Annotated in this window: 21 protein-coding genes; 11 read left to right on the plus strand and 10 right to left on the minus strand. The window is 42.3% G+C overall.

Annotation, left to right across the window (positions count from 1 at the left end):
- Window positions 1–2: 2 nt before the first annotated feature.
- Entirely contained in the window at window positions 3–584 is a 582-nt protein-coding gene (locus ACVW2L_RS13085) for a hypothetical protein (protein ID WP_457128417.1), read from the plus strand.
- 65 nt (window positions 585–649) lie between these two features.
- Here ACVW2L_RS13085 and ACVW2L_RS13090 read toward each other — a convergent pair whose 3' ends face one another.
- Complete coding sequence (locus ACVW2L_RS13090; protein ID WP_457128418.1) at window positions 650–1,063, minus strand: hypothetical protein; 414 nt, start codon at window positions 1,061–1,063, stop codon at window positions 650–652.
- Window positions 1,064–1,150: 87 nt separating this feature from the next.
- Entirely contained in the window at window positions 1,151–1,714 is a 564-nt protein-coding gene (locus ACVW2L_RS13095) for a YqgE/AlgH family protein (protein WP_457128419.1), read from the minus strand.
- Between the two features lie 120 nt (window positions 1,715–1,834).
- Between ACVW2L_RS13095 and pdxH the strand changes: the two genes are divergently transcribed.
- From pdxH to ACVW2L_RS13115, 4 genes are all read left to right on the plus strand, one after another.
- Entirely contained in the window at window positions 1,835–2,482 is a 648-nt protein-coding gene (pdxH, locus tag ACVW2L_RS13100; RefSeq protein WP_457128420.1) for a pyridoxamine 5'-phosphate oxidase, read from the plus strand.
- Window positions 2,479–2,976 carry an NADH-quinone oxidoreductase subunit C gene (locus ACVW2L_RS13105; protein ID WP_457128421.1) on the plus strand — a complete coding sequence of 166 codons (498 nt, stop codon included), beginning with the start codon at window positions 2,479–2,481 and terminating at the stop codon, window positions 2,974–2,976. Before pdxH ends, ACVW2L_RS13105 begins: the two co-directional genes overlap by 4 nt.
- A 96-nt stretch (window positions 2,977–3,072) precedes the next feature.
- Window positions 3,073–3,336 (plus strand): four helix bundle protein, encoded by a 264-nt coding sequence (locus ACVW2L_RS13110; RefSeq protein WP_457128422.1) that lies wholly within the window; start codon window positions 3,073–3,075, stop codon window positions 3,334–3,336.
- Between the two features lie 264 nt (window positions 3,337–3,600).
- On the plus strand, window positions 3,601–4,764 hold the full coding sequence (locus ACVW2L_RS13115; protein WP_457130198.1) for an NADH-quinone oxidoreductase subunit D: 1,164 nt from the start codon (window positions 3,601–3,603) through the stop codon (window positions 4,762–4,764).
- A 54-nt stretch (window positions 4,765–4,818) separates the two neighbouring features.
- On the opposite strand, the gene ACVW2L_RS13120 is transcribed toward ACVW2L_RS13115, so the two are convergent.
- Complete coding sequence (locus ACVW2L_RS13120; RefSeq protein WP_457128423.1) at window positions 4,819–5,913, minus strand: S1C family serine protease; 1,095 nt, start codon at window positions 5,911–5,913, stop codon at window positions 4,819–4,821.
- A gap of 15 nt (window positions 5,914–5,928) precedes the next feature.
- A complete protein-coding gene (locus tag ACVW2L_RS13125) occupies window positions 5,929–6,501 on the minus strand; it encodes an RNA polymerase sigma factor (RefSeq protein WP_457128424.1) in 573 nt (190 codons plus the stop codon).
- A gap of 194 nt (window positions 6,502–6,695) precedes the next feature.
- Between ACVW2L_RS13125 and ACVW2L_RS13130 the strand changes: the two genes are divergently transcribed.
- Window positions 6,696–6,884 carry a hypothetical protein gene (locus ACVW2L_RS13130; RefSeq protein WP_457128425.1) on the plus strand — a complete coding sequence of 63 codons (189 nt, stop codon included), beginning with the start codon at window positions 6,696–6,698 and terminating at the stop codon, window positions 6,882–6,884.
- 130 nt (window positions 6,885–7,014) lie between these two features.
- Entirely contained in the window at window positions 7,015–7,194 is a 180-nt protein-coding gene (locus ACVW2L_RS13135; protein WP_457128426.1) for a hypothetical protein, read from the plus strand.
- A 64-nt stretch (window positions 7,195–7,258) separates the two neighbouring features.
- Here ACVW2L_RS13135 and ACVW2L_RS13140 read toward each other — a convergent pair whose 3' ends face one another.
- Together ACVW2L_RS13140 and ACVW2L_RS13145 are read right to left on the minus strand one after the other, a co-directional pair.
- Complete coding sequence (locus ACVW2L_RS13140) at window positions 7,259–7,714, minus strand: PA2169 family four-helix-bundle protein (protein WP_457128427.1); 456 nt, start codon at window positions 7,712–7,714, stop codon at window positions 7,259–7,261.
- An 83-nt stretch (window positions 7,715–7,797) separates the two neighbouring features.
- Complete coding sequence (locus tag ACVW2L_RS13145) at window positions 7,798–7,962, minus strand: hypothetical protein (protein WP_457128428.1); 165 nt, start codon at window positions 7,960–7,962, stop codon at window positions 7,798–7,800.
- A gap of 151 nt (window positions 7,963–8,113) precedes the next feature.
- Here ACVW2L_RS13145 and ACVW2L_RS13150 point away from each other — a divergent pair, with 151 nt between their 5' ends.
- Window positions 8,114–9,613: an ATP-binding cassette domain-containing protein gene (locus ACVW2L_RS13150; protein ID WP_457128429.1), complete on the plus strand. Its 1,500-nt coding sequence runs from the start codon at window positions 8,114–8,116 to the stop codon at window positions 9,611–9,613.
- Window positions 9,614–9,665: 52 nt separating this feature from the next.
- Here ACVW2L_RS13150 and ACVW2L_RS13155 read toward each other — a convergent pair whose 3' ends face one another.
- From ACVW2L_RS13155 to ACVW2L_RS13165, 3 genes are read right to left on the minus strand one after another with little or no spacing between them, the layout of a single operon-like run.
- Window positions 9,666–10,274, minus strand: a complete 609-nt coding sequence (locus ACVW2L_RS13155; protein WP_457128430.1) for a sugar O-acetyltransferase — start codon at window positions 10,272–10,274, stop codon at window positions 9,666–9,668.
- Window positions 10,275–10,322: 48 nt separating this feature from the next.
- The gene (locus ACVW2L_RS13160; protein ID WP_457128431.1) at window positions 10,323–11,192 is read right to left on the minus strand and encodes an alpha/beta fold hydrolase; all 870 of its coding nucleotides are present in this window, start codon (window positions 11,190–11,192) and stop codon (window positions 10,323–10,325) included.
- 33 nt (window positions 11,193–11,225) lie between these two features.
- Window positions 11,226–11,672 (minus strand): MarR family winged helix-turn-helix transcriptional regulator, encoded by a 447-nt coding sequence (locus tag ACVW2L_RS13165; RefSeq protein WP_457128432.1) that lies wholly within the window; start codon window positions 11,670–11,672, stop codon window positions 11,226–11,228.
- Between the two features lie 234 nt (window positions 11,673–11,906).
- Between ACVW2L_RS13165 and ACVW2L_RS13170 the strand changes: the two genes are divergently transcribed.
- Both ACVW2L_RS13170 and ACVW2L_RS13175 read left to right on the plus strand, forming a co-directional pair.
- Entirely contained in the window at window positions 11,907–12,614 is a 708-nt protein-coding gene (locus tag ACVW2L_RS13170; protein WP_457128433.1) for a M15 family metallopeptidase, read from the plus strand.
- A 97-nt stretch (window positions 12,615–12,711) separates the two neighbouring features.
- A complete protein-coding gene (locus ACVW2L_RS13175) occupies window positions 12,712–14,022 on the plus strand; it encodes a hypothetical protein (RefSeq protein WP_457128434.1) in 1,311 nt (436 codons plus the stop codon).
- Between the two features lie 77 nt (window positions 14,023–14,099).
- On the opposite strand, the gene ACVW2L_RS13180 is transcribed toward ACVW2L_RS13175, so the two are convergent.
- Window positions 14,100–15,578 (minus strand): glycine--tRNA ligase, encoded by a 1,479-nt coding sequence (locus ACVW2L_RS13180; protein ID WP_457128435.1) that lies wholly within the window; start codon window positions 15,576–15,578, stop codon window positions 14,100–14,102.
- Window positions 15,579–15,922: 344 nt separating this feature from the next.
- Between ACVW2L_RS13180 and ACVW2L_RS13185 the strand changes: the two genes are divergently transcribed.
- Window positions 15,923–21,034, plus strand: a complete 5,112-nt coding sequence (locus ACVW2L_RS13185; RefSeq protein WP_457128436.1) for a T9SS type B sorting domain-containing protein — start codon at window positions 15,923–15,925, stop codon at window positions 21,032–21,034.
- Window positions 21,035–21,044 lie beyond the last annotated feature (10 nt).

Raw genomic sequence — 21,044 nt, forward strand, 5'->3', positions numbered from 1 at the left:
AGATGCCGGAGGTTAAAATATTTAAATCAAAATGGAAAGCAATTAAACTCATACTGCTTTCTCTTCCATTTCTGTTGGCTATAGTATTTTTTAATCATTACGATAATGGCTCGCAATTGTCCCCATGGACTTACTGGCCATCTGTTTTAATTTTGGGGTGTATATTAGGTTTTGGTGTATTTAACCTTTTAGATGAAAGACCGGAGATTGTTATAAATGAGTATGCGATTTTCAACAGGATGACTTTTACAATGTTTGATAAAAGCGAAAACAAAGGCGTTACTAAATGGGAAAATATAAAAAAAGTATCCTATAAAGTTTATAGAGGGTCCTACAAAGGCTTACCATTATCCAAAAAAAACTCTATCATAATATTTCTTTATAAACCGAACGTCAAGGAAAAATCCCATTTATCCAAGTATGTACATATGCCATTAGAGCAGCTTCGAATAAACGGAATAAAACTTACGCAATTCATTGATTCCATGCGCCTTGCAGACATACCTACAAAGATTAAATTATTAGCTGATTATAATCAATTTATGGAGTCTAATTCACCTGCGAACTCTAACAACGATCAATAGGCGATATTTGTTAGATGTCCGGAAAAACGTAAATCAATAATCTACTGTTTAAACATAATGCGAATCTAATCAAACGTAATAACCTGCGGCCCCGAAATCCGATCTACATGGCAATTACACCCTCCTGATATTTTATAAATCGCGCTTTTAGTTTGACCGCTTGTTGGATGGCTTGCTGTAACAATTATATCGTCTCCGGCAGTAGATAATTTTTTGAGGATACCGTCATCAACTACCGTATAATGGCCGGCACTATTTATCCCTGTGCCCGACGATGTTAAGCTTTCATTAGTGCGTTGGTTAACCACAGTATAATTTTTCACAGTAACCGTGTTTCCATTTTTATCCTGAAACTGCACGGTTACAGACACATAATTCATGGTGCATGCCAGTGCAGGGCAGTTAAGCACACTGGCTTGCTTTTTAGTACAACCAAAACCGCAGGCAATTAGTAATGCTATAGCTATTGTTTTTTTCATGGCAGATGATACTTGTTAAATGTGTTTTGTTGTGAAACGACAAAACACATGTTAACGCTACATCTAACTTAGCAAATAGCGCATTCGTTAATTCAACTGCGGATTCTCTGGAAAATTAGCAATATGCGCAAAACGTTGCCCCATGCTTATCACTACCTGTTTCCACATTTGCTGGTCGTTGCTTTTAAACAACATCTCACTGTTAAACTTATCGGTCACCAGCCAGCTGTTATCTCTTATCTCGCCAGATAATTGTTCAGGCGTCCATCCCGAATATCCCATAAAAAACTTTATCTCTGTTTCATTCAGCTGATAAGTGCTCACCAATTCCTTCACCTGTTCAAAGTCGCCGCCCCAGTAAATCCCTTCAGTCAACTCAATACCCCCTTCAATCTTTTCGGGCGCGCGGTGGATAAAATGCAGCGTGTTTGCAGCTACCGGTCCGCCAGTAAAAACAGGTATTTCAGAATAAGAAACATCAGGCAAAACATCACCCAATAAATAATCGCTTTGATGATTCAATATAAAACCCATCACCCCAATATCTGCATACTCGGTCAGTAAAATAACTGATCGTTTAAAGTTGGGGTCCATCATAAAGGGCTCTGATAATAGCAATCCGCCCGCTGCCGGTGTAATCGAATTTAACATCGTTTTTATTTTTATATAATATAGACGCAATTAACAAGCCAAAGTAAATTATTACCTAAACTATATTTTGCTATACAATATTAAGTATTGCGGCTTAATAAATTTGTAAGTTTGCAGGTAATGAACCGCGAAGAATTACAAAATTTAAGGAAAGATTACAGCTCGGCCTCGCTAACTGAAAAGGACAGCGATGCTAATCCTGTAAGGCAGTTTGATGCCTGGTTTAATGAGGCCGTAGCCGCAAATGTGCTTGAGCCAAACGCCATGACACTTTCTACCGCTACCACTGATGGGCGACCATCAGCACGAATTATATTATTAAAAGATTATAATCCGGATGGATTTTCCTTTTATACAAATTACCTGAGCAGAAAGGGCCGCGAAATAGCCAAAAACCCTATGGGCGCGCTTACTTTTTTTTGGGGGGAATTGGAGCGCCAGGTGCGCATTGAAGGCTCCATTGAAAAACTGAGCAAGGTACAGTCCGACAGATATTTCAACTCAAGACCCAAAGGCAGTCAGATAAGTGCTGTTGTTTCGCCGCAAAGCCAGGAGATTAGCAGCCGTGGCGAACTGGACAGCCGGATGGTGAAAATGGAAAATGAATATCAGGATAAAGAAGTCCTTAAGCCTGCGCATTGGGGTGGCTATATATTGAAACCCCAGATAATTGAATTCTGGCAAGGACGACCAAGCCGCATGCATGATCGCATTGTTTATAAAAAAGTTGACAATAAAACCTGGAAAAAAGTACGCCTGGCGCCATGAGTTTTGATGATATCAAACAATTATTAACAGACAAATTTGGCGCTGCCGCAATTGTTGGCCAGGAAACAGCAGGTCTGCAACCTGCCTTGCTGATAGCTCCTGATCTGATAGCTGATGTGTGTTTGGAACTACGCAATAACCCGCTAACCTATTTTGATTTTTTGTCGTGCCTAAGCGGGGTTGATCATGGTGCCGAAGATGGGCGATTTGAGGTGGTATATCATTTATCATCCATCCCCTATCAATTGCAGCTTACTTTAAAGATCAGCAAAATTCACGATCGAACAAGCGAAGAACTGCCGGCTTTTAAAAGTGTGGCCAATGTTTACCGTACTGCCGAATGGCATGAACGCGAGGCTTACGACCTGGTAGGGATATTTTTTGAAGGAAACCCCGACCTGCGCCGCATTTTACTACCTGATGATTGGGAAGGTCATCCGTTAAGAAAAGATTATACAAACGCTGAGTATTATAAGGGGATTAAGATAGATTGATTTTGATGTCGGATTTCGAATGTTCGATTTCGGATTTTTTAATGGATGATTGAAAGATTTTGGGAATTCAGATTTCAAAAGATTTAATACACCTGAATGGATAAAGCCGAATTAAAGCGCAGATCACAGAGATTTGCAGTTGACACCATTATGTTCACGGAAAGCCTTCCATATAATCGCGCAACGAATACGTTGTGCAATCAATTACTAAGAAGCGCAACATCTGTTGGAGCTAATTATAGAGCAGCATGTAAAGGCAAATCAACTGCTGATTTCATTAATAAAATTGTTATTTGCGAGGAGGAGGGCGATGAATGCATTTATTGGTTGGATTTGTTAATCGAGGCCGAATTAGTTTAACAGGCAAAAGTAGCGCCTTTGAGAAAGGAAGCTGACGAACTTACTGCTATATTCACAGCGATAGGCAAAACGGCCAAAGAAAATCAGAAATAAAAAAATCAAAATAAATAATTCCGAAATCGAACATTCGAAATCCGAAATAAAAAATAATTCCGAAATCGAACATCCGAAATCCGAAATAATTGAACATTCGAAATTCGAAATAAAGTGACCGAAGCACTACAAGCATACTACAACAAAATATCTACCGCCAGTGTAGAAGACATGGTGCTGAACATGGGGCCACAGCATCCGTCTACGCATGGGGTTTTGCGGTTGGAGCTGATTACCGATGGTGAGATTGTGAAGGAATGTATCCCACACATGGGTTACCTGCACCGCTGTTTTGACAAACATGCAGAACGCCTTACCTATCAGCAAACCATTCCGTTTACGGACAGGATGGACTACCTGGCATCGATGAATAACAGTCACGCCTGGGTAATGGGTGTTGAGCGCATGCTGGGCATTGATAAGGACATACCAAAACGTGTTGAGTACATACGCGTGTTGGTTTGCGAACTTAACCGCATAGCATCACACTTAATTGCGGTTGGCACTTACGGAATTGATATTGGCGCTTTTACGCCGTTTTTATGGTGTTTCCGCGATCGCGAGCATATCATGGGTATGCTGGAGTGGGCTTCGGGATCGCGTTTATTGTATAATTACATTTGGGTGGGTGGTTTATTTTATGATCTTCCAGTAGGCTTTGAAGAACGCTGCCGCGAGTTTGTAGACTACTTTAAACCTAAAATGGTTGAGCTTAACGAGTTGCTAACCAACAACCAGATTTTTATTAGCCGCACGGCCAATATAGGCAAGTTACCCCTTGATGTGGCAATTAACTATGGCTGTTCAGGCCCTATTGTGCGGGCATCGGGCTTAAAATACGACCTGCGCCGCATAGATGGTTATTCTGTTTATCCTGAACTTGATTTTGATGTCCCGGTAGGTAAGGGAGAAATGGGATCGTTAGGCGATTGCTGGGACCGCTACAAGGTGCGTATTGACGAGATAGAGCAATCACTCAAAATTATTGAACAATGCCTTGATCGACTGCAAAAGGAATTAAAACGCACGCCTGATTTTGATCCGCGCGCTAAACTCCCACGTAAGCTTACACCAAAACCACAGGATTATTACGTTCGCTGTGAAGGGCCAAGAGGTGAGTTAGGCTTTTATTTTATACACAAACAAAACAAAGAGCTGAGTAAAGATGGCTCAATAAGAATGACAGATACTGAGGTCCCCTTCCGCGCCAAAGCACGCGGACCCGGCTTTAACAATTTATCCGTACTGCCTGAGTTAGCAAAAGGAGTTATGATTGCCGACCTTGTGGCCATAGTAGGATCAATAGACTTTGTATTAGGCGAGGTGGACCGCTAACAAGAAGAGACGCTTTAAGCGTCTCTTTTTGTTTATATAGTATTTTACTGTTTACTACTGACCGTAGATCTTAACCATAAAGGTAAATTTCTTAACTTTTTCTACTTTATCTACGTCGTTCAATCCTGCCATTGAACTCTTTTTGCTAAGAGCGATCTTTTGTGTTAAGGAATCCTCAGGGATGTTACTGATCGCATCAAGCAAATATTTTGATTTGATGGCATAATGTGCCCCTTCAAACTGCGCTTGCTTGGCGGTAGCAACTCCTACTAAATTGCCTTTACTATCTAAAAGCGGACTGCCGCTGTTACCTGGCAAAATAGGAATCCCAATTCGGTAATTTAAGCTATCGCCGTGGTACCCCGCTTGAGCAGCCAAATAACCCTTGTTAAAAGTTGCTGTACGGTCAGGATAACCAAAAGTATAAAGTTGCTCGCCCAAAGAAGTTTCGCCGCGTCTGATGACATAAGGGATGGTGCCCAGTCCTTCAAATGATTTGTCAACTATTTTAAGTATGGCAATGTCATACTGCGGTTCGGTATGCAAAACTGTTGCTTTAAAAGATTTGCCCTCTGCATTTTGCACATAAACAGAGTCTGCATCACGCACCACGTGATAATTGGTTGCAATAAGCCCTTCTGATGTTAAAGCAAAACCCGTACCGGTGCTGCTGTAATGATCGTCGGGTTTTACATTTTGCGATTTTATATCCCTTATTGATCTGCTCAATTTGGCGTTTGATTTATCTAATTGCTCCACCTTATTTTTTAAGGCTTCTATATTAGTTTTGTTATCAAACTTACCGGCAACATACAAAATAGATAATGCTGCCAAAATAGTAACCGAGGCAGCCACAGATATTTTGGAGTGATGGTTACGCCACAATCTTACAACCCATGATGGATGAGCCATCAGGCTTTCTTTAAGGTCGTGCACATCAATTTCTTCGTGAATGGCATTCAAACGGTTTTCCAGCTCAACACGTTCGCTGTATTGCTTAAGCAAACCTGCAAAAAACTGATGCTCCATAACTTTCGCATCAAATCCGGCGTCGGCTTTACGCATCGCTTCAAACGCTTCACGTTCGGCAGCATTCATTTCGCCGCTGTGGTAACGTTCAATTTTTTCTAAAAGTTGACTCTCGCTCATCTTATATCCGTCTTTTTACTGCTGCTGAAAAAACAATTTCTTCAGCCTTTGCAGGCATTTATATTTTTGTGTTTTGGCATTATCTGCATTGGTGTAGCCAAAACGCTCACAGATCTCCTGCATTGATCTGTTATGTATGTAAAAATCTTCCATAATGGTTTTGCAGGGCTCGCCCAGCAATTGCAACGCGCTTTCCATTTTTTTAAACTGGATATCGCGGTCAGCATGCCTTTCAGACTCATCTTCTTCTACCGGAAGAAATTCCTGAAAATCCTTAATATCCCCACCGTACCGGTTTATCTGATTCAGTCTTTTTAGCCATAAACGCCTGCAAACCGAATAAATATAGGTTTTTAGCTTACTGCTCAGCTCAAAATCTCCGGCCTTAACCTTATTATAAAGAACAATTATAGCCTCCTGGTAAATATCCTTTGCATCGTCTTCATCGCCGCTGTTATTTATTATCAGCTGCAATATCATCGGAAAATACGCAACGTACAGCTTTTTTAATGCTGTTTCTGAGTTGTTAAGTATCCCAAGAATAACCTCGCTGTCTGTTGGCGTTGAATCTTTTAGCTCTTTATTCACTACTTAATACCTTTTATATAAAATTGTAACCCAACGGGGGCGATAAAAAAATAAAAGTATAAATATTATTACAATGTATTACGCGCAACACAAACCGAAATAGCTTTTATGAAAATTAACTTTTAAAGAAATTTGGGTCACATTTTTAAATTATGAGTATTAACAATTAAACATAACTTAAAAACATTTCTACCATGAAAAACTTATTTAAACTGGCTTTCGTAGCCCTGGCTTTAGCTACTACCATTTCTGCTTGCGGCGGTGATGCCGATAAAACGGCTGACACAACTGTAGTCGACTCAAACGTTACAATCGATTCAAACGTTACTGTTGACTCTAACGTGGTTGATACAACTCATGTTGATACGGCAGCAAAAATGTAATTTCATTTTTAATAGCTCATTATTAGCTATTTTATAAAAGGTAGCCTATTTTTTTAAAATAGATGGGTTACCTTTTGCTTTTTATTGTATTAACAGCAAAACTATATAGTCACTTTTAAAATTTTAAAACATGAAAAACTTAAAAATCGCTTTCTTAGCATTAGCTATCGCTACTTCATTTGCAGCTTGCAAAGGTTCTGAAGAAAAAACTGCTGACACAACTGTTGTTGACACAACTGTAGTTGATACTACTGTAGTTGACACTGCTGCTGCTGATACAGCTAAAGCTGACACTGCTGCTAAAATGTAATCCATTTTTTAGCTAAACAAAAAAAGCCTCCGATAACTCGGAGGCTTTTTTTGTTTTATAGCTGTTACTGAACCGTGCTGTCGCGCAGCGCCTTGATCTCGTCATGCGCGGCTTGCAAAACTACCAGCTGATCATTTAACAGATCTCTTACATAAGCAGGCAAATGCTCCTCGGCTAATGCGCTTTTATAAGCTTTTAAAATCGCATCTTCGCCAAATTCACAATCTTCTAAAATAGTGTGTTCACTATGGCCTGTAAATTTAGCACGCAAGTCTAACCAGGTGCGATGTATGGTACCGCTAACACTGATGCCTGTTTCAGCATCCTGGCCCAAAGCTTCTACTTCTTTAGCCAACTGCATTTTGAGATGATGACTTTCGCCGATTTTTTCGGTAAATGTGGCTCTTAGTTCTACATCGCCCTCTACATCTTTTAAGGCGTTTTCAAAGCCCTTTATTCGGTCGTTATTGATCTCTATCAGATCGTTCAAAATCCCTACTGTTTCCTTTGTGTTTTCCATGATATTAGCTGTTTTATTAAATAACCTGACTAAACGTATACTGTTTTAATTTTAAAGACATTTATTTTCACATTTGTAAATAATTATTTAGACCGAAATTTCGACATTAACCATATTATCAAAATAACAATAACCACTACAGCTACTATTCCTGTAACGGCGCCGGCTTTAAAAATTCCGGTTACAACCTCGCAACTGCTTAGCATTGTAACGAGTAAAAAAATAAAGGGTAGGGTTAACTTTTTCATAGGTTTAAATTTTAGTATAGGCTATTCAATAATTGCGCCTTTTTTTCTACCCTATAAAAAAACACGTTCTAATAATCAAAATGTAGTTTTATAGCTACACTCTGTTTTAATATTAGCTTATAACCGATATATAATTATTTTTACCCCGTAAATGCAGCCACTATTTTCTATAGCTCACGTTACCGTAAAACTGTTTAATAACACGGTATTCACCGATCTTAATTTCAGCATCAACAAGGGCGAGCATTGGGCAATTATGGGCGAAAGCGGCTCAGGCAAAAGTGCGCTGCTGCAAACGGTAGCGGGTAATTTAAATGCCATCGGCGGAATGGTTAATTATTATTTCTTTGAAGAATACCTGCAACAGCATCCTGACCAAAAAGGTTATATCACCCATCACAAGCTGATTGCCTTGGTTGAGCCGAAGCACCATTTCAGAAACTTATCCAATACTACCGAATTTTACTACCAGCAGCGGTATAATTCATCCGATTCTGAAGATGCGCTTACCGTTTCGGCCTATCTGGATACTATAAACCCCTTAACAGGCGATAATACCTATTGGAATTTCGAAAAGATAATGTTAGTTCTAAAACTCGACGCTCTAAGAGAAAAACAGCCTATTAAACTTTCTAATGGCGAGGGTAAGCGCCTGCGCATTGCCGCTGCATTGATGAAAAACCCGGTTTTATTGTTGCTGGATAGCCCGCTAACCGGTTTGGATGTTGAAACCCGCCGCGAGTTTAATAATATTATAGGCGAAATAGCAGCATCAGGCATTACCATTGTAATGGCTACTTCGCCTGATGAATTACCTGATGTTATTACAAACGTAGCATTACTAAAGGATGGCGGTATTAACTGGCAGGGACCTAAAAATCAGTTTAAGACCCATTTAGCTACATTAAAACCAGAAAGCGGAATTGATAAAAATGAAATAAAGGCGCTTTTAAATTTAACTGCTGCAGAAACCTACCGGCAAATTGTCCACATGAAGAATGTGACCATAAAGTATGGCGAAAATGTAATACTGGATGGAATAAACTGGGATGTAAAACCCGGGGATAAGTGGGCGCTATTGGGAAATAATGGAGCAGGTAAATCAACCCTGTTAAGCCTTGTTAATGGCGATAACCCGCAAGCGTATGCTAATGATATTGTCTTATTTGACAGGCAACGCGGCAGTGGAGAAAGCATATGGGATATCAAGAAGAAAACAGGCTTTGTCTCGCCGGAACTGCATCAATATTTCCCTACGGATAACAGCTGTTTGCAGGTAATTGAATCTGGCTATTACGATACGCTTGGCTTATTCAGGCCGAGTAACCCCAAACGGACAGACATTGCTTTACGGTGGATGAAAGCCTTGGAAATAGATAAATATGCACGCGTATTATTAAAAAATATCCCTGCAAGCGCCCAACGGCTTTGCTTGTTGGCCCGGGCGCTCATTAAAAACCCGCCGTTATTAATATTTGACGAACCCTGCCAGGGAATGGATGCACACCAGGTACAACATTTTAAAACACTTGTTGATACCATTTGCAGCCTAAGCAATGTCACCTTGATTTACGTTACCCATTATCAGCATGAAATACCTGAAAGTGTTGACAAAGTTTTGAAACTGGAAAAAGGAAGAGTGGTGTTATAAACAATGTGAGGGGCTCGAGCCGGGTGAGCCCATGTGAGCCACCTACATCTATTTAGTAATCATCCACATCAAACCGGTTAGTTTTATAAAAGTAATGCCGGTCCTCGTCGGTAATTTTGCGCAGCACGCGGCAGGGATTACCAACTGCAATAACATTATCCGGAATATCTTTTGTTACCACACTGCCGGACCCAATTACAACATTACTTCCTATTGTCACTCCCGGATTAACCACTACATTAGCACCAAGCCAAACGTTATCTCCTATGTTTATGGGGATCCCATATTCATACCCCGAATTACGCGACAACGGATGCACCGGATGCCCTGCTGTTGAAATGGTGACATTGGGAGCAAACATTACATTATCGCCAATTAATACTTTGCTTACATCCAGAATTACGCAGTTATAATTGGCAAAAAAGTTATCGCCTACCTCTATGTGGCGGCCGTAATCGCAGCTAAATGGAGCCATTATCCTTACGTTTTTGCCCGCTTTACCTAACATATCACGGGTATATTCTTCTATCGTATCCAGTTCTTCAGGGGCGCAATGGTTAAATTTATATACCCGCTTTTTATTCGCCATCTGCTCATCGGCAAGGCCGTCCATCCAAGCTTTATATGGCAAACCCGCCAACATTCTTTCTTTATGATCCATTGCTTAGTTATTAAGATGATAAAGCACGCAAACTAAAAAATTTACCGGTTATTTGAGCAGGTCTGTTAAGACTAAAGCAATTTGCTCCGGGTTATCTACCTGCACATAATGCCCCGCATCACTTATAAGTGTTAGTGTAGAACCCGGCATTATATTATTAAATGAACATGCCACGCCAGCATTTAAATATGGATCCGCATCGCCAAATATAATGTGGACCTTGTTGTTCAACTTCCACATTTCGGGCACCCGCAACGTATTAGCTCTCACAGCAGAATCAAGATCGCGGTTAAGCGCTAAAAATGATCTGAAATTTTCGGGCTGCGAAAAAGAACGATAAAGCAACGGTACAAGCGCCTTCCTGCGCTCTTTGTTTTTTATAAACTTACCTACCTGGTTGTAATAAGTAAGGCGGTTTATAAAACTAAAGTTCCTGGCCACCCAGCCGGTAACCACGCGCACAACCGGCGTCGAGAACATCCAGATCGCTTCTGGTTTTCTGGTGGTTGGCATCCTGGAGTAATAAGTGTTCAGCAAAATTAGCTGTTCAACATTTTCAGGTTGATCTAAAGCATAATTTATAGCAGGTGGGCCGGATGCATCGTGCGCTACCAACCAAATATTCTCAGCTCTAAAATAGCCAATCACCGCCACCAGTTCTTTCTTTTGATCGTGAGCAGTATAACCGTAATCCCGGGGCTTTGATGAGTTATGCCAACCTAAAAAGTCAAAAATGATTATATGGAACTTTTCAGTAAGCTCGGGAACGAGATAATCGTACAGGTGGATGTTATCCGGGAAACCATGCAGCAAAAACATAGTCGGGCCGTTGCGGGCATACTCGCGGGCATATATAATTTTCCCCTCAGTTATTTTAACATAATGCTCAGTAAAAACAGATTCATTTATTTTTTTCATAATAGTTGTATATACAAGTTTTTAATCAAATTTTTATTTCTTAGCCCTTAATGCATTTATCATGTTATTGAGTCCAGCCGAAGCAACATCCCCTAACAGGCCTTCCATTTCGTTATTTATATTAGCCCAAACCGGCAAAACCTCCGTTAGCAATGCCCTGCCTTTTTCAGAAAGCGAGATCTGGCTATTCCTTGCATCAATAGCTTTTTCAAAAACTATCCACGCCGCAATCTTAATTTTTGCCACCTCCCTGCTAACCGTGGTAAAATTTATCATCAGCAAATCGGCAATCATTTTTTGGTTTGTTGATTTTGCCTTGCCAATAAATAACAATAATGTAAACTGACTGCCGGTAAGGCGGTATGGTTTAAGTGCAGCGTCGTACCGCGCATTAATTAAGCGGTTAAGCATTTTTACGCGGCTGTTATAGCATACCATGGGGTTAATATACTGTAAGGCCTGGTCGATATCTTTTTTCACATCTCAAATATAATATTATTTGTATATACAAGCATATTGGGTTATATAGATTTTTAATAATAGACAGGGGTATTCATATGTCCAACTCAGCCGTAAAGCATGCAACTAGTGTAAAAGCTCATCAAATTCAGCTTAAATAAAATATTTCCTTCAACTATCTTGTTAGTTTAGGTATTATTTTTTATATTTAGCTAACACATTTTTTTGCCTTACCTAACGCAATTGTTTATGCACATGCTTGCCCGAACCTTGTTGAGCGCGGTTGCTTTTTTAACCATGCTTGCGCCGCACACCCGCGCGCAAAATGCCACCGTTGCCAAAACTTTTTTAATGGGACGGCACAACTACGCACACGACACATCTTTCACCAAAGTTGCACCTCAATATTCCGAGAAAGACGTTATCCTGAAAAAAGCCACATATAACGCCTACTTAAAAATGTATGCAGCCGCCGCTAAAGACGGTGTTAGGCTAACTATTATTTCGGGCACACGCTCCTTCAGCGAGCAAGAAGCAATTTGGGAGCGAAAGTGGAATGACGCGCAAGCTATGAGTAATTCAAACGCCAAAAACGTTGCTTTGGCGGTGCTTCGTTGGTCGTCAATGCCGGGTACTTCAAGGCATCATTGGGGTACAGATATGGATCTGGTTAGTATGAAACTCGCTTATTATCAAACCGCAGCTGGTCAGAAAATGTACAATTGGATGGTAAAGAACGCGGCCAAATTTGGCTTTTTTCAACCCTTTGACGCGGGACGCACCGCGGGTTATCAGGAAGAAAAATGGCACTGGAGCTATTTGCCTTTGGCAAAAATATACCTGAAAGAGTATTTGAGCAAGGTTAGCTATGCTGACTTTGCAGGCTTTCCAGGCAGCAAAACAGCCGTTGAACTGGATGTAATTAAAAGCCAGGTATTGGCAATAAACATGTTGGGGAGATAGCGAAAAGGGCGGACTTATATAACAGAAAGCTTTATTACAATTTGCTAAAAAATTGCTTACTTAGTTAAGGCGTCATTCTTACTACAGCTCACTTCATATGAAATCATTAAAATTCTTCATCCTCATAGCTTTGTTTCTTAAAATTACGGCGGCTCAAAGCCAGACACACATTATATCAACAGACATTGATAACTTTTGGCAGGCATACGATGGCATAATTACATCGGCCGATACTGCCCAACAATACCGGATACTTGATAAACTATTCTTGTCAAAAGCAACACCCGGGCTAAAGGCGATTATGGAGGTAAGGGATTATACCGCAAAATCTTACATAGATGCTATAAAAAATTACCCATTGTTTTGGAAGTCGATCAGAGCCAATACGCTAAAGGCTAAAAGTTTCTCAACCCAAATTGATCAAGGCATTACCAGGTTTAAAAAGCTTTATCCAAAAATTAAACCTGCAACTATTTACTTTACCATGGGCGCCTTAAGAACCAATGGTACAACGCAAAACAACCAAATACTTATTGGGAGCGAGCTTGCTCTTGCAGATAGTAACATAAACAGCACCGAGTTTCCGGCAACGCTAAGTCATTTAATACCTTTCTTTAAAAGTAACCCTATTCAACATGTTGTTTTTGGTAGCGTACATGAATATGTTCATACGCAACAAAAAACAACGGTGGCTAACACCTTATTAGGGCAATGTGTATTAGAAGGTGTAGCAGAATTTTTGGCCATTAAAGCAACCGGGCGGCTTTCGCCAACCCCGGCCCTTGCCTATGGACCCGAGCATGCTGCGCGTATTAAAAGCCTTTTTGCACAGCAAATGTTCAAGGCCAATACCGGATTTTGGCTTTATAGTAATCAAACCAATGAGTTTAACATGCGCGATCTGGGTTATTATGTAGGCTCTGCTATTTGCCAGTCGTACTATAACAAGGCTAAAAGCAAAACATTGGCTGTAAAGGAGATGATTGAATTAGATTACAATGACGATGCCGCATTGATGGCGTTTGCTGATAGATCGGGCTATTTCAATCAAAGCATGAAGCTCTTGAAGAAAACTTTCGAGGCCTCCCGCCCATATGTTACAGCCGTGGAAGAATTAAATAATCAAACTACGAATATTGATACCCGCATTAACAAACTTACCTTCAAATTTTCTGAACCAATGAACACGGGCGCGCGGGGATTTGATTTTGGCCCGCTCGGCGAAAGCAATGTGTTAAGGGTAAAGCGCTACATCGGTTTTTCTGCCGACGGAAAAAGCGTTTCTATAGAGGTTGATCTTGCGCCTGACAAACATTATCAATTGCTCCTGACAGAAAGATTTGAAAACGTTAATGGCATACCCATTAAGCCTTTTTTAATTGAATTTGATACTTCGGCCGTAAAATAATTTTATGGGCTAAAATAGAAATGCCAACTGATAAATCCAGTTGGCATTTCTATTTTACTCTAATACCCGGCAAATTTTTACCCCAGCAAATTCTTCCAGCTTACCAGATCACCAATGATTTTTTCCAACTGATCTGCAGGCACGCGTTCTTGCGCCATGGTATCGCGATGGCGGATGGTTACGGTATTGTCCTCTAAAGTTTGATGATCTACGGTGATACAGAACGGTGTACCAATAGCATCCTGGCGACGGTAACGTTTGCCAATAGCATCCTTCTCCTCGTACTGCAGGTTAAAGTCAAGCTTAAGCTTATCCATTATCTCGCGGGCCTTTTCAGGCAAACCATCTTTTTTGGTTAGCGGGAAAATAGCGGCTTTAACCGGCGCTAAGCATGGGTGCAGGCGCAATACCGTGCGACTGTCGTGTTTCTCCTCAGTGCTCAAATCTTCCTCTTCGTAGGCGTTGATCATGGTTAACAGGAACATACGATCTAAACCAATAGAAGTTTCTATTACGTAAGGCACATAGTTACCATAAGGTTTGCCGCTTTCGTCCAACTCCGGATCAAAGTATTGCATCTTCTTACCAGAGAACTTTTGGTGCTGGCTCAGGTCAAAATCGGTACGGCTGTGTATGCCCTCTACTTCTTTAAAGCCAAACGGAAATTCAAATTCAATATCGTACGCGGCATCAGCGTAGTGCGCCAGCTTGGTATGTTCGTGGTAACGGTATTTAGCAGCATCGGTACCTAAAGCAAGGTGCCATTTTAAACGGGTCTCTTTCCATTTATTAAACCAATCTTTTTGCGTGCCGGGGCGCACAAAAAACTGCATTTCCATTTGCTCAAATTCGCGCATGCGAATGATGAACTGGCGGGCAATAACCTCGTTACGGAAAGCCTTACCTATCTGCGCAATTCCGAACGGAATTTTCATCCTGCCAGATTTTTGCACGTTTAAATAATTTACAAATATCCCCTGAGCAGTTTCGGGGCGCAGGTAAACCACATCGGCATCATCGGCCACTGCACCCATCTGGGTGCTAAACATTAGGTTAAATTGGCGCACCTCTGTCCAGTTGGCGGTTTTGCTTAACGGGCAGGTAATGTTGTGGGCAACTATCAGTTCGCGCAGGCGTGGCAGGTCCTCGGCCCTAAGCGCCTCATCCATTTCTTTTTGCAACTCTTCAGCAGCATCAGTTTTACCTTCCGCATCATATTGAGCAATGCGGTCTTCCAGCAACTGGTCTGCACGATAACGTTTTTTCGAATCCTTGTTATCAATCATCGGGTCGCTAAAACCATCAACGTGGCCGCTTGCCTTCCATATTTTGGGGTGCATAAATATGGCCGAGTCAATACCCATTATGTTATCATTTAGCTGCACCATGGCTTTCCACCAATAGGCTTTAATGTTATTTTTAAGTTCGGCGCCGTTCTGTCCGTAGTCGTAAACAGCGCTTAGGCCATCATATATCTCACTACTGGGGAAAACAAAGCCATACTCTTTGGCATGCGCTATAACGTTCTTAAAAATTTCGTCGGTATTGTTACTCATAATGGCGCAAATATATATTTTTTTGTCTGAAGGATGATTTATTGGATTTAACGATTATAATGATTTGCCTGTATGTAGTTTACTTTATAAAGTAAACTACATACAGGCCATTGTGTAAGTTGACGTCAACACATATAAGTAAAAATTAAGTAACAAATAAGGTACGTTTCTCTGTGCAATTATCGCAGGTAAATTAGCCGTATATGTAAGTATCTGCATTTCTGCAAGTTCCAACACTCGTATTTAAAAATTCTACCGGCTGACGAATAGTTTAATTCATTAATGACAAGTTGTTCTGGAACGAAAATTTGAATTATCTTTAGGGCGCTTATACACAACACCTTATGACGCACCTTAAAACCGAATCACCCTTTAACCACTGGTTAAGTAAAAAATATTTTACGGCTGTTTTACTATGCCTGTTTGCCCTGTGCTGCTTTGGTTTTGAAGCAGTGGCTTCAAAACCAAAATCACTTACCAAAACAATGCCCTCAAAGATTGAAGTCCCGGTTGTTAATTCTTTCGCACCTAATCATGGCCCCGTGGGTACAATATTAACTATTAATGGTGATTACCTTGATGATGTTGACCACGTAAGTATTGGCAGAATATACCAGTTGATCTTGTCAAAAAGCAAGACTACTATCACCGCTATGATAATGCCCGGCACCGTTGATGGCACGATGCTGGTACATAAAGGCGGTGGTGGCGTTGGCAGCCACGAAGTTTTTTTGGTTACGGCTGCACAACCACCAACAAATTTGCAAAATGACAGGCTGGGCACCGCCGAAGGCGCCAGCGTAGCTATAAGTGCTGACGGTAATACCCTGGTTGTTGAGCCCAATCACTATTCGTGTAAAAAATGTACAACACGCCCACCTGATAGTACAGTTGTGTACAAGCGCACGGGTAGCACCTGGAGTGTTTATGCAAACTTGCCGAACGCCTTCAACATACAAATTAGTGCCGACGGTAAAACCCTTACCGCCACAGAATATTACGACGTTGTTCAGCCTATGGCAGGTGTATATGTTGATAATGGCGGCGGCCAGTTTGTGCGGCAGTTTGAGCTAAGCGGGATAAAGGCACTAAGTGCTGATGGTAACACCGTACTGGTTCGCAATGTTGAAAGTCAAATTGTTGCATACAAGCGCAATTTAGGCGCCTGGACGGTATTTGGCGACCCGATTGTAAGAGCCGATGCCGGATTTGGTTCACACATAGCCCTTAATGGCGATGCCAACACCGTATTGATAACTGACGACGTATCTAACCATGCCCTCCCTAATCCTCTTGTTCATCCGTATCAGCCAGATTCATTGAAGGCATGGGTTTATGTCCGTAACGGAAATGGTTGGGCCATGCAAGCGCAATTAGCCACATATCCCGGTAATGCCAAAAATGCGGGGCAGAGAGATGATCCGTGGTATTGGGATGGTCCGGAATACCAGGATTTAACCATAGCCATTAGCGCTGATGGTAATCGTATTTTATTTAATCCACTGATGTTTGTTAACCGATCGGGTGCTAAGATGGCAAGTTTTACCCGTACAGGCACAATGTGGACAAAGGAAGATGCGGGCGATATAGCCCGTGGCGTAGTAGCTTTGAGTGCCGATGGACAAACAGCGGCCTCTTTTTCAGGTACTGGAATTTACTATACACGCATTATGAAATATGTGGGCTCAGCCTGGAGTGTTGTGTACGAAAATTCCATTGACAGGCAACCTGCCGGCGAAAGCGCCACTGTTGACGTTTACACCAACCCACCATCATGGCTGGCGATAGGAAATTTAAGCGCCGATGGTAGTACAGCCGTTTCGGCCACCAACCGTAGTGGTCGTGGAGGCGTTATTGTATATTCTAATCAATTGGCCACTCCCGGAGGGCCTGTTAGTCCCGCTCAAACAGTATCTTCCATTACACCGGCCAGCGGCCCTATAGGCTCGGTTGTTACCCTGAGCGGCAGCAACTTAAAAGGAATTAAACAATTCAGCATAGGTGGCAAACCGGGCATATTAATATCTAATAACGGTACCAATATTTTAGGCATGGTTGCCGGGGGTACCACAAGCGGAGCCGTTGCTATTACGAATGTAGATAGTGCTATTATAACAAGCTCTACTAATTTCAATGTAACAGCCTCTCCATCTATACCACCTAGCACGGGTAGTGCTAAATTTGGTACCATTGTTACAACCGGAAATACCGATATTAACCAAGGTTATAGCGTAGCCATAAGTGCCAACGGTACCACAGCGGTTTTAGGTGCACCTAACTACAGCAGTGGCAAAGGCGCTTTAATAATTTTTACACGCAACAATACAGGTGCCTGGGTGCAACAAGGGCCGGCATTAGTTAATCCATACAGCAACCCCGCTTTAGGTGTTAGTGTGGCCATAAGCGCTGACGGCAATACCGTTATAGGCGGTGGCCACAAAATGCAGGGCTCAACCAACGGCTTTTTGTCTATGCGTGCGGCAACCGTATTATTTAGCAGGAGCGGAACCACCTGGACCGCAGCTGCAGATTTTGGTTTAAGTGAAGCAGTAGCATTAAGTGGCGATGGTAAAATTGCCGTTTTAGGAAATGTTGAGCCCAATTCTGATGACCATTTAGCGCCTAATGCTGTATTGACCATTTTTGCTAAAGACAGTGTTGGTAACGGGTATACGTCCCCTCCTGCTTTTTATCAGGGAGCAGCTAATTTTATTTCGCTGGCATTTAGCAGCAGCCGTACCTTGGTGGTTGGTAAACCAATGGCGTTTACTACGCCCGGGAGGGGTGGTTCAACCTTTTACGGATCTGCTGGTGTTATTTATAACATTGATGACCTGGGCTTTCCTACTGCCGGTGGCACTAACTTACAAAGCGCCTTGTATCTAGGCCAAAATTACGAGGCTAGCAGAGTAGCAATAAGCGGCGACGGCAGAGTATTAATGTCAGGTGGCGTTGCAACTAGTCCGGTTACCTTTAGACGTAATGATGATGGCACCTGGACAGATAAAAGCAAGATGCTTGGTGCCGATTTTAACGGAGGGTTTAGCTTAAATGTTGACGGCACCGTCGCATTAGTTGTCAAAGACAACGGAGCCCTATTTTACAAGTGGAACGGAACAGACTGGGGTACCCCATTAACGGCCCTGCCAAATACGTCGGGTTTAAGCGCGGTATCTTTAACTCCTGATGCCACCAAAGCTTTGTTAGGACTTGCTTATGACCCTAATGGGGGTGCAGCACAGGTTTTTGAAAACACTATGCCTCCCGCTCCGCTCGCTGTCGCACCTACCCTGTCAACTACCAAATTAGTATTTACCAACACAACATTTAACAGCACTACTGTAAGCTGGACCAAAGGCAACGGCGCCAAACGGGCTGTTTTTATTGCTAGAACAGCCAATGGAGTAGCAGCGCCCATAAATGATGTCACCTATACAGCCAATACGGCTTTTGGTGCGGGCACACAAATAGGTGCAACCGGCTGGTACGCTATTTATAATGGTGATGCCAGTTCCGTAGATATTACCGGCCTTGCATCAAATGCCACCTACCGTGTAACGGTAGTGGAATATAACGGAGTAAGCGGTGATGAAAAATATCTGCAGAAAAACCTGGCTCCTGCCAGCGTGGTAACACCTGCGTCGCCAAATGACCCGCCAACAGTACCGTCATTACAACTTACTTTTAGTAATACTACGGCTACCACAACCAACGTAAGTTGGGTGAGCGGTAACGGCGCTATGCGTGCCGTGTTTGTGGCCAAAACTGCCAACGGCGTGGCCGCCCCTGTTAATGATAATATTTATACCGCTAATGTTGCTTTCGGAACAGGTAGTCAAATAGGTGGCACCGGATGGTATTGTGTGTATAACGGCACCGGGAACAGCACTGATATCAGCGGCCTCGATCCTTTATCAACGTACCGTGTAACAGTTGTAGATTACAATAATACAGGCGCTCCTAAATACATAAATACTAAATTGGCACCTGCCAGCGTATCAACACTGACATCGCCTTCGGTAACACCAACCATACCGTCGCTTAAATTAACTTTTGACAACATAGCGCCAACAAGCACAACGGTAAACTGGGTAAGCGGCAACGGAAGCAGACGGGCAGTATTTATAGCACGCAGGGCTGATGGTGTTGCAGCACCGATAGATAACACTACCTACAGTGCTAATGCTAACTTTCCTGTGGGCACTCAAATAGGTACCACGGGATGGTACTGCGTATACGACGGAACGGGCAGCAGCGCCAATATTATCGGTTTAACACCCAATACAACCTACCGTGTAACCGTAGTAGATTATAATGGCGCCGCTGGAACCCAAAAGTACATCAACAGCAAGCTTGCCCCTGCCATTGTAACTACAGCATCAACATCGCCAACTATACCATCATTAAAACTTACGTTTACAAATACCACTGCCAGTACAACCAACGTAAGCTGGATAAGTGGTAACGGCGCTATGCGGGCGGTATTTGTAGCCAGAACCGCCAATGGCGTGGCTAACGCGGTTAATAATATTACCTACACAGCTAACCAAAATTTCGCGGTGGGTACACAAATAGGCTCAACGGGCTGGTATTGTGTATACAATGGATCAGGAAATACCACCAACATTACAGCGCTTGATGCCAATACAACTTACAGGGTAACGGTTATAGAGTATAATGGCGGCAGTGGCGCGCAGCTCTACACAAACGATAAGCTTAACCCCGCCATTGTAACTACAATACCGGCAGGGCCGGTACAGCCTACCGCGCCTTCGCTTAGTTTAAATTTCAGTAATACCACCGGTACGGCTACTACAGTAAGCTGGACAAGCGGTAACGGGTTCAGGCGCGCGGTATTTGTGGCCCGCAGATCAGGCGGCGTTGCAGCGCCCATGGACAATACCCCCTATATGGGCAATCCTACATTTGGAGCAGGTGCACAAATAGGTTCTACGGGATGGTATTGTGTATACAATGAAGCAGGAAACAGTGCAGACATTACCGGCTTAACGCCCGGCACCACCTATCGCGTAACTGTTGTAGATTTTAATGGCTCAATCGGCAGTGAAAAGTATATGAATAGCAGGCTTGCCCCGGCAAGCGTAATTACAGCCACAGGATCGGGCCTGCGCCTTGCTTTTACTTCGCTTAAAAGTGATACGCCTGCAGATGAATTAGGTGTTAGCGAAATAGAGGCATCCAACATACTGTCGCCAAACGGAGACGGGAAAAACGACACCTGGATGGTGAAAAATATTGAGCAATACCAAAATAATAGTGTGGCGGTTTATGATCAGGGCAGTAATGTTGTATATACCAAAAAAGGCTATACCAATGATTGGGCAGGCACTTACCGTGGTGGCGTAGTTAAAGAGGGTACCTATTATTATTTAATAGACCTTGGCAATGGTACCACTAAAAAAGGATTTATTACAGTATTGAGCAGCAGGCAATAAGGCCCGTACT

This window comes from Mucilaginibacter sp. HD30 (assembly GCF_054061755.1).